General features: G+C 52.2%; 7 protein-coding genes. All 7 read left to right on the plus strand.

What is annotated here, in order from left to right:
* Positions 1 to 50 precede the first annotated feature (50 nt).
* Genes K0B87_02295 through K0B87_02325 form a run of 7 tightly spaced genes read left to right on the plus strand, consistent with a single transcriptional unit; the run spans position 51 to position 9568 of the window.
* Complete coding sequence (locus tag K0B87_02295) at positions 51 to 5942, plus strand: tetratricopeptide repeat protein (GenBank protein MBW6513567.1); 5892 nt, start codon at positions 51 to 53, stop codon at positions 5940 to 5942.
* Between the two features lie 6 nt (positions 5943 to 5948).
* The gene (locus K0B87_02300) at positions 5949 to 6251 is read left to right on the plus strand and encodes a hypothetical protein (protein MBW6513568.1); all 303 of its coding nucleotides are present in this window, start codon (positions 5949 to 5951) and stop codon (positions 6249 to 6251) included.
* Positions 6248 to 7009, plus strand: a complete 762-nt coding sequence (locus tag K0B87_02305) for a MotA/TolQ/ExbB proton channel family protein (GenBank protein ID MBW6513569.1) — start codon at positions 6248 to 6250, stop codon at positions 7007 to 7009. The genes K0B87_02300 and K0B87_02305 overlap by 4 nt, the downstream gene beginning before the upstream one ends.
* 4 nt (positions 7010 to 7013) lie before the next feature.
* Complete coding sequence (locus tag K0B87_02310) at positions 7014 to 7547, plus strand: hypothetical protein (protein MBW6513570.1); 534 nt, start codon at positions 7014 to 7016, stop codon at positions 7545 to 7547.
* Complete coding sequence (locus K0B87_02315) at positions 7547 to 8101, plus strand: biopolymer transporter ExbD (GenBank protein ID MBW6513571.1); 555 nt, start codon at positions 7547 to 7549, stop codon at positions 8099 to 8101. The genes K0B87_02310 and K0B87_02315 overlap by 1 nt, the downstream gene beginning before the upstream one ends.
* A 10-nt stretch (positions 8102 to 8111) precedes the next feature.
* Entirely contained in the window at positions 8112 to 9209 is a 1098-nt protein-coding gene (locus K0B87_02320) for a hypothetical protein (GenBank protein ID MBW6513572.1), read from the plus strand.
* A complete protein-coding gene (locus tag K0B87_02325; GenBank protein ID MBW6513573.1) occupies positions 9158 to 9568 on the plus strand; it encodes a hypothetical protein in 411 nt (136 codons plus the stop codon). Before K0B87_02320 ends, K0B87_02325 begins: the two co-directional genes overlap by 52 nt.
* Positions 9569 to 10171 lie beyond the last annotated feature (603 nt).

Genomic DNA, 10171 nt, shown 5'->3' on the forward strand with positions numbered 1-10171 from the left:
TCATAATAGCACGTGGTTGTTTCAACTTAGGACGATAAGTGAGCGGGGTTATGAAAAATTACATAAAACTGTGTCTATTGCTAGTTTTGGCAGTGATGTCCATTGCTTTGACGCACGCCCAAACCAGTTATGAAACTGTCAGCACCCGAAGGGCCATTTATTCGGATCCCAAGGTCTGGGAAGCAATAGACTTTCTGAAGAACAGACTTCCACAAATGGTGGCTGAGGACAAGAACCAGGCCATAGAAGAGTATTTGACCCATTTCGATGCTTTGAACAACCTTGACGAGCGGGATGTTCTTTATCTCGTTGGCCATGTGTACTCGGTTGTTGATGAACCAATAAAGGCGATTCCCTATTTTGAGATGTTGATCAACGACACCAGATTGGGGGAAGATGCCAGGCGCATGCTCAACCTTCTGCTTTACTATCGTTCAGTCTACCATCTTCTGAGTGAGGACAAAACAACAGCCAAGAGATTCCTGGAGGACGTGATAAACCTTTTTCCCACAGGCAGATATTACCCCACCTATCTGTTCCTGTGGGCGGATCTGATCTCAGAAAGTGAAGATCACGCAGAAGTAGCCAAATACATAGAAAACTATAATGCCAACCGTGACTGGATACAAAACACCTTCAAACCCCGCAAGGCCGCCATCGTTGATCGGATCGGCAATCTTGACCTGAACAGGTATTATCAGAATGTCAGCCTGGCGGAGTATTATGTGTTGGAAAGCTCCATCAATGCCATTCAAGCGGATCTGCAAACTCTGTACAACGAATTGAAGGCGATTCCCGGCCTGTTGACAGCCGAATCCCTGGAAAGGATAGCATCCGAAGAGTTCAGCCTCTTGGAGGAACTCAAAAAACAGCTTAGGTCTTATTCGTCTCCGCCGCCTTTGGATCTGGAAGCACTGGCTTCCGCCGATTTTCAGGACACGGACATGATCGTCTACAGCCAGTATCGGCAGGGAGCGATCCTCTTGCAACAGTTGAAAGGCACGGCGGAGTATTACGGGCTGGTGCTGGATATCATGGACCGGATCTTTGAACAGCGGTATGAGCTGTTTGTGAAGGAAGATCCCTCCGTGGTCGGCAAAGGCTTCAGCGACATGGAGATGAAGCGGTTGTTCGACATAGAGCGCAACATCAATCTGTATGTCCATGTCATCAGATCCATCGACGAGGTCATGGCAGATCCGGACTATGCTTCCCTGAACGTCGATATGCGTCCGGAGCGCCAGGAATACGTGGAGAAACTGGCCGACCTTCAGAACCGCAAGGACCGTTACCTGGCGTATCGCAAGCATCAGGACAGCGTGGAAGAGGCGGTATTCAACGAGCTTCTGGAAGAGTACTATGCCCTGAACCGGGAGAAGAATACTTTTGACGATCTATTGCCCCAGATCGAAGATATCATGGTCGCCATGATCAGGCAAAATTACCCCAGGGAGCAGCAGAGACTGATAACGGGCCAGCTAACCCTCACTGGGAATGTGATTGCCAGCAATCTGTCCGATGACAACCTCAATTCATTCCTGGCAAATCTCGATTTCATCCATCTGCAGCTTGATTACCGTAACCTCCGTTATCGCGAGCAGCAGCGCCAGGCTTTGGCCGGGACGATCAGCGAGGAGGAAGCCCAGCAGCTCTACAGTGAGATTTCGGCTGATAAAGCCATCCTGCTATCCCGGCACCAGGATTTCGTGGCCCAGAACCCCTACTTCCAAGCCTTGGAACAGCCCAGCGGCGGATACCTGCTCAACAACGCCATCATCTACTACAACATGGCGGAGCTGCAACATGCCGTTGACCTGGACAATCCGGATCTGGCCCTGGACTATTACCGCAGGGTATTGCAGATCGATCCGGATTTCTTCCTGCGTGATTTTACCCTTTACAACGTTGCCTATCTCTCCAGCGAATCGGTTAAAGACAAACTGGACATTCAGATCTCAGATTACAGGACCCAATACCCGAACAGAGACCGTCCGGAGAATCTCAAATACCGGGCCGCCATTTTTCAGGAAGCCCTGGACGCCTATACTGAACTGGCGGATTCCGGCAAATACGATGCTTCGCCCCTCCATGATGAAGCCGTGTTCCGGCTTGGTGTTTTGAACTTCCTGATCGGTTCGGATGCTGCGGAGCCGATCGTATATTACACTGAGGCGATCGATCGGTTTGAAACGCTGGTCAACGAGCCGGACAGCGAATACAATTTTGAAGCCCTCTATCAAAGAGGCTGGGTCAACATGAACAAGGGGGATGAGGCTTCGTTAAAAACCGCGATGTCCGATTTCGTTACCCTGATCAAGGCCGTTGACGAAGAGAGCATCGCCAATCAATACCTATCCACGGATTTCAAGAACAACTCCATAGACAACATAGCCTATTCGTTAATAGCCTTGGACGGAGTGGATTTCAGGACCGAATCAAAGGGCGTGGAGGAGATCCAGCTTGCCTTGGCCGACTATCAGGACCTGAAGGTCAAGACCAGGATCCTGGACAAGGCCGCCCTGCTCAAGGCGGACATGCAGGCGCCCCTGCAAGCAATCGACTTTCTGGAGCTGAGACTGCAGACGACACCTCTGGACCTGATCAATCCGACCATTGTTGATTCCATAATCAAGCTGTACCACACCCCCCGGCTGCAGCTGCGCCCCGGCTCCAACCTTGCGGCCATCCGCACTGAGAAGTACCAATACATAAAGGATCATTATCACAACGGTTCCCAATGGTATGAGCGGAACATCTGGAACAGGGACCTGACTTCTCAGATGGTTCAAGATCAGCTGGCGGTGATCAGGACCGCCTATGAAGAGATCAGGGTCCGCCGCTATAACAACCTGATCACTACTGCCACCCAACTTGCGCTGGATGAGTATAAAGCGCATCTGGCTGATTTCGCTTCCTACCGTGAACTGTTTGGGGACGAATACGAGCAGTGGCTGGCAGACAATGAAAAGGCGGAAAATCTTCTCGTTACCGTGATGGCCGAAAAGAATGACTCAACTGTGGATTACATGCGGGCTGTGAACCGTTTGAAGGCGTTCAATGACGCCAATCCGGACAATCCTGATTTCTTCAATGATGAGGGTTTGGCCTACAAATACACTCAAAACATCTTCGAAATCATGACTCCCGCCTTTGCGGATCCTGGCTACGCTCCCGGGCCTGGATTGCCGGCCGATCGGGATGAACTGTATGAATTTTACCGCGATGGATCGCTGAGGTTTTACAATGTGCTGAATTCGCCGGCTTACAGTTCAACGGCAAACCAGCAAAACTCGGCCCAGATCATGATGGACCTGGCTGAGATTGAAGTCGGCAGAGGCATGGCGGCCGAGGCCAGAACGCGCTTCTATACTATCCTTGAGAACGAAACCCAGCTGGACAGGGCCACCCTGCGCAGCGTTTACATCAGCCTGGCCAATATCGAAGAATCAGCCCGCAACTATACCCAGGCCGAAAAATGGTATCGTGAAGCTCTCAAATTCGCAAACAATACCAAGGACGCTGAGGAGATCGACTATCAGATCAAACTCCAGATCCAAAACAATTATGAAATGGCCGAAGACAGCGGCAATTATGCTTTGGTGGCGAGTGAGTTTCTCCGCTTGGCGGATGAATATCAAAATGATCCTGACAAATATGTGGGATACCGCTATCAGGCCTCAGAAGCTTACAAGAAGGCCAGTCTGTTCCAGGAGGCGATCGATCTTAAACTCGAAATGGCGGAAGCGAAAAATTCAATGGACGAAAAGTACTTCCTCTATTATGAAAGCTGGACGATTGCGGAATCATCATTGCGCGACGCTGACCAAGCCACCAGGCTCAAGAGCGATTTCATTGCCATGTATCCCTCCAGCCGTTACGCTTTCAATCTGAGGGTGGAGGCGATAGAAAAACTGAAATCCGATCCCGTCCAGCGGGAGCCCGCGGCAAGGATGTACATCGACCTGCATGATGAGGTCAGGGCAGGCAGGATCGACAGCGGCGAGGTTGCCACCGAGGATATCTATCTTTGGGCGATCGAGATCTATCGCGAAGAGAAGAACCAGGACAAGATCGTCGAATTGCTGACCTATTTCACCCAAACATATCCTGATCACCCTCAGAACGTCAGTTTTCTGACCCTGCTGGCGGATGAATATCTGGCCAGGGGCGATGAGGAGCGATTTGAATACTACTCGCGTGAAATTTACAGGAAGGATGGCAGCCAATCTGACCGCTATCTGACAACCGCAAGGCAAAACCTGGGCAGGATCGCCATCGAATTTGACGCTGCCTATGAGGATAAAAATTGGGATCTTGCCTTTGCCAAAAGGGACGAGTTCAAAAGGGTGGAAGCTCAATACATCAGTGAAGGCCTGTCGCTTGACAACTCACCCGCCTATGCGGCGTTTGCCTTTGCGGAGCAGGAATACAAGGAATATCAGGACAAACTTGCCTTCCTGCGGAACTTTGACCGCCAGCTGCGGGCGATAGAGCAGGGCGGTTTTTTGAGAAGCACACCCAACCAGTTGGTCATGGTCAACCCCAACACCACCTGGCAGAAGCATCTTTTTGGCGGAAAGCCCAACCGGATCCCCGGGCTCAGGGCCAAAGTTGAAGCCGAGTATAAAAAGGTCCTGGACCTTCTGGACCAGCCTGGATCGCACTATCTTGACAATGGCCGCCGCTTGAAAGCCTTATTGCTGATCGTCCGGATCAACGAATATGCAGCCGAGGTCATTGAAACCCAGGTCAGCAAGTACATCCAGGTTAGCAATGAAATCTACCCCTTCAAGGACAGAAGGCAGTTTACCCTGGCGCAGTACGAAGACCTGGTCAACAACCAGTTGCTGCCGTATGCCCAGGAATACAAAGACCTGTACTATGCCACCGCCAACGGCATCTATCTGGATATCTTCAAGAGCTATGCCTTGGGCGGCTATACGGACCAATACACGGACCAGGCCGTAAGTGTGCTCAGGGCCAGGAACATATTGCCCAGCTTCGTTGAGGAGAGCGCTGCCCTGGATTCGAATTGGGAGCTGAGCCTGACGTCTCCCCAGGGTAATTTACGGAAAGTGAATTCTGGCATCTCGGCCACCACTTCGCCCCAAGGACAGACTTTATCGGTTTGTTCCATTCCCGCGGGTAATACCCTGACCTTGGAACGAGAGTTTACATTCAATGCCTCTCCAGAATTCGCGTTCCTGCATCTGGTCTATCCGTACGATCCTGAGATCTATGTAAATGGCAGCAAGATCGACCCGGTCTATATCCCGGTGGATACTCTGGTTGCCGGAAAGGCATCTTCAACCCGGTTCGCAGTCCGCCTGGGCGGCGATGTCTGGAGAGAAGGCCGCAATTCCTTCAAGGGCGTTTTTGCAAACAAAGCGGATGAACCATTGAACCTGCATTTCCACGCCAGCTTGTTCTACGACCCCGTGAAACTGGCTGAAAGCAGGTCCTATGAGACGACCAGTCTTTATTCCAACACCGATTGGATGGTGGTCACACAAGATACTGAGACTGGTGCGGAGATCAGGTCTGAAGCCATTCCAGCTGAGTTCTTCGACGTTCCCATCAGCACCCTGGAGTATATGACCAATTCAGCCGCTCAGGCCATCTGGGCAACCGAATCGCCCACAGAACTGCAAACTGAAGTCACATTTGAAGTTACATTCCGGGCTGATGCCCAATACCGCAACGCCCTGCTGGATTTCATAGCTCCCGACAACGCGACCCTGTATCTGAATGGAACGGAGTTTGCTTCCAATAGGCCCATGCAGTACGACACGGATCCCTTTGTGATCTATCCGACCCGGGTGGAACTGCCCAGGGATCTGGTCGTTAGCGGTCAAAACGTATTGCGGATCGTGGTTCAGAACATATCCCCCTACCGGGGTATGCTGGCCGAACTCAGCATCAACAAATACATCAAGGAGTAACCGGAAATGAAGCATACAGTTTTAATCATCCTGCTCCTTCTGGGATTGGCACAAATTCATGCCCAGGTGATGGACGCCCCGCGCGTGGGATTTGAGGATGTCCAACTATCCCGCGCGCCTCAAGAACTGGAGATCCAGATCAAAGCAATGATCCCGGATATCAGCGTGATCCAGATCAAAACAGACACCTACGCTAAACCCGGAGACTATAAATACTCCATCAATCTTGCTGTGATCCAGTCAGAAAGCGGAAGACAGCTCACAAATTGGCAAAATGAAATAAATAAATGGCTTGAGGAGTCAAAATGAAAGCTAAACATATCGTTCTCGTAATAATGGTTCTGTTGATCAGCATGGGCGCCCTGTACGCACAGGCAGACCTGGCTGGCGCAGAGAAAGTGAACCTTTTCACGATCTTCCGGGATAGTAATGCCAATGGATTCTTCGGATACCTGATCCTGCTGACCTTCATCGTCGGCATCGTCTACGCGGCGATCCGCTATTTCCAACTGTACCAAAGGGAAAAGGTCAACGCCGGCAATCTATACAAAAACCTCAAAGGTTACATCAAGAATGACCAGATCGACGAGGCCATCAGGATCACGGACCAACTCAAGGAAACCACCCTCGGATTCATCTTCTGGAGCGGCCTGTCGGTCTATCGCGATGTCCGCAAGAATGCCCGGGGCGAGGAATTGAACACCCAGGTGCAGAACGCGTTTGACGAAGCGGTCCTGCAAAAGGTCTACAAGCTCGATGCCGGGTTGTTCTGGTTCGATACCCTGGCCCAAGTCTGCACATATCTCGGCCTCCTGGGCACGATCTGGGGGCTCTTGTATGCCTTCGCGGCCTTGAGCAGTCCCGAGATCCTGGACAGCGAAAAGAACATCAGGCTTTCCGCCGGCATCAAGATCGCCATCGGCACCACCGCGCTCGGTTTGATGGCGGCCATCCCGCTCACCCTCATCAAGGGCGGGCTGCTGTCCAAAGCTCAGCGCATCATCAACGAAATCGACGAATACAGCGTAAAACTGATCAACTTCATCAATATCTCAGCAAAAGGATAATACCATGGCATACCGTCCTTCAGCCGGAAGGAACCAAATGGCCTCATCGGTCCCCAAGATACCGAATCTGGTGCCGATCATGAACCTGTTTCTCACCATCATACCGTTCCTGATCCTGATGCTGGTGATCACCCAGGTGGCATTGGTCGCCTTCAACTTCTCCGAAGGCACCACCGTCGATCCAGATCGGGCCGGTGGCGGTGGCGGATTGAAGAAAGAATACCCGGAAATAACTGTGATCATCATGGCCTCAGAAAACTCCATGCGGACCACATTCCCAGGATTTGAGATACGTGAACCGGGTAATCCGCCTGATTCTTTGGGTTTGATCCGGGGCCAATACGATTACGTTAGGCTCGACCAGACCCTCAAGCTCATCAAGGATCGGTTTCCCGGCTTGAAGGATATCAGTGTCGCTGCCTATGATGACGTTCTCTATGAAAACCTCATCAAAACCATAGATATTTGCAGGAGCAACGATTTCTCCAGCATCCACTATAAAGCGCCTCAGGTCAGATATTACAGCAGGGGGGTCTAATGAGCCATCTGATGAACTCCAAAACCATGAATCGCCGGGTCCGCAGGAAGCTGGAGACCACGGCGGAATTGTCCATCATCTCCCTGGTGGACATTCTGACCATCCTCCTGGTTTTCCTGATCAAGAACGTCTCCATGGAAGCGCAGAAGTATACAATGCCCAACAACATGACCTTTCCGGTCACCATGCAAAAGCACGACCTGCTGGAGAACAAAGGCACCACCGTGATCCAGGTTTACACGGACAAGATCCTGGTGGGCGAGGAAGGTTTGTATTTTGGCTCGCTGGAGGAGTTTGCGGCGGATGACGTCAAACGCGACGAGATCCTTCGCTACCTGCAAGTCACAGCCCAGGAAATCATCAGGGACACGGATGAGACCGGACGCCCCAAAACCCCTGCGGCCTTGTTGATCCAAGCCGACAGATCCATACCCTGCTGGTACATCACTGAATTGGTCAAACTCGGTACCAGCTCGTATCACGAATACATTTATTTTGCCACTCTCCTGGAATCAGATTGGCTTCAGCGAAGTAGATCAGCGTCCAGCGGGTAAAGGAGGTATGATGGCAAATAAAATTCTCAACCTGAAACTGAGCTACCGGGGAAAACAGCTGGATACCATCAAACAAGGCTCGGACTTTGTCAAGAAATGGTATATCGGCAGGGATAAACGCATCTTCTGGCACGTGCTGGATGACTCGAACACCTTCCCGCCCAAGCATCAGTTGCTGGTAAAACGCGGCAGTGACTATTACCTCCAGCTACCCGCAGGATCAAGTATCAGCTGCAGCAAAGACAACAACCCCGTGGATGCGGCATTCCTGCAGCAAAACGGCATCCTGCAGGGAACGCAACTCAAACTGCGCAACGATATGGGCGGCACCGTCCAACTGCACCCGGACTACGCCGTGGAGTTTGGATACACGGATCAGGTCTTGCCAGTTCTGGGCCTCAAGGAACAGGCCATTGTGGCTGATTGTGCCCAAGCGCCCTCCCTTTCCACCGTGGAACGCACCAACCGGGGACTCATCCTGCTGTTTCTGATCCTCGGCCTGGCCTTTATCCTGATCTACGATATCGTCCTCAAACCCCAGTCCACTGCGGAAAGGTCGCTTTCGGAAATGCTGGCCCAAATGGAACGGGCACATCGGATCGTGCCCCAATTTGGCGAGCAATCCCAGGATGTTGTGGAACCCTTTCAGAATGATGTGCAGGAACCCCAAACCTATACAACTGGCCAAGCGGCCAGGAGAACCACCGCGGAGCCGTCCAGGCCCCGTTCGGCCCAGGCCGTTTTTGGCGATCTGGCCACTCCCGGCACTGCGGGACGGGACCGCGGCGCCTACCAGGCGACTGTCCTGAACGAATTTGTGACAGCCAGGCCCGGCAGCAGGGGGGGGGGAACGGGACCGGTTTTTCCACTGGCGGACCGGGTGGTGAATACACACCCAGCGCCGGAGCCGGTTATGCCGGGACCTTTGACCCCGCCGCGACAGCGGGTTATACACAAACGGAGCTTGGCCAGGTGGTCACCGGCAGAACACCCACCGGCGGGACCACCGTCAGGCCAAACATACCGGTGGAATCATTCACCGGCGACGCGGCCAAATTGCGCCAGCTCGCTCCGGAAAACGTGCCCATTGCCCAGACGCCCCAGATAGAAAGGATCAAACGCAGTTTCCAGGCCCAGGAAGTGACCACCCTCTCCGAGGCCAGCATCGCCGGTTCTGCCGCTGCCCGGGGTACGGACATAGACAACATCTATGAGCAGCTGAACCACCGCAAGGGGCAGATCAAGCAATCCTACATCAGAAACTCAGCCATCCAGGCCTCCTCCGGCTCCATCACCGTCATCATGTACATAGACGGCGACGGCAGCGTCGTGGCCGACATCATCCCCAACAGCGCCACCTTCACCCAAAGCTTCCTCCAGGAAGTGAAGACCATCGTGGAGAACTGGCGTTTCAACGTTAGCAAGAAAACCAAATACCAATTCCAAATGCGCCTCAGCCAAAGCTAAACGACATTTGCAAGAACAATAGGGGCCCCGTTCATCAGGACGGGGCTTTTTTTTTGTTCTCTTTCGAACCACGTGGGTCAGATAGTCAGAGGCAGATTGAAGGGGTGGCAAATTCCGCTTTGCCACAGCGGTCACAGAACGCTCAGCCTGTAGACAAACCAGTTTCAACCGGTGCAGGACAAGAGGCGGGGGGGGATTTACCCCGGGTATTGTATGGTGCACAGGTCTCTTGGCAAACATCCCCCATCCCTTCTCCAAACTCAGATCAAATCGGAGTTTGGAGAGGGTGCGGGGTCATGAAACTTGGATGTCTTCTTTTTAAAGTACGACGGCTGAAGCCGCTGCCTATTGTCCTTCACCCCACCTGTGGCGGGGTTTGTCAGTTGCGACAGCTGTCAGAGAAGTCTTCTGAATCCAGCAAGGTTGCCTTCAGGATCGGTCTCTGACCGCAGTGGCAAAGAGGAATTTGCCTTGTAACTGATCTTTCCCACATGTCTAATCTTCTGGGACACAGGAAGATAGTTAAAAATAGTTCTTGACAAAAGAACCTCGTATTATATTGTGGCACAATATTATACAAGCCAAATACAAACGAGGTTCAAA

Source organism: Candidatus Syntrophosphaera sp., assembly GCA_019429425.1.
In the GTDB taxonomy this organism is placed as follows: domain Bacteria; phylum Cloacimonadota; class Cloacimonadia; order Cloacimonadales; family Cloacimonadaceae; genus Syntrophosphaera.

Coding starts and splice junctions, on each gene's coding strand:
- K0B87_02315 (MBW6513571.1), top strand. CDS start 7,547: ATGAGCCATCTGATGAACTCCAAAACCATGAATCGCCGGGTCCGCAGG.
- K0B87_02310 (MBW6513570.1), top strand. CDS start 7,014: ATGGCATACCGTCCTTCAGCCGGAAGGAACCAAATGGCCTCATCGGTC.
- K0B87_02305 (MBW6513569.1), top strand. CDS start 6,248: ATGAAAGCTAAACATATCGTTCTCGTAATAATGGTTCTGTTGATCAGC.
- K0B87_02320 (MBW6513572.1), top strand. CDS start 8,112: ATGGCAAATAAAATTCTCAACCTGAAACTGAGCTACCGGGGAAAACAG.
- K0B87_02300 (MBW6513568.1), top strand. CDS start 5,949: ATGAAGCATACAGTTTTAATCATCCTGCTCCTTCTGGGATTGGCACAA.
- K0B87_02295 (MBW6513567.1), top strand. CDS start 51: ATGAAAAATTACATAAAACTGTGTCTATTGCTAGTTTTGGCAGTGATG.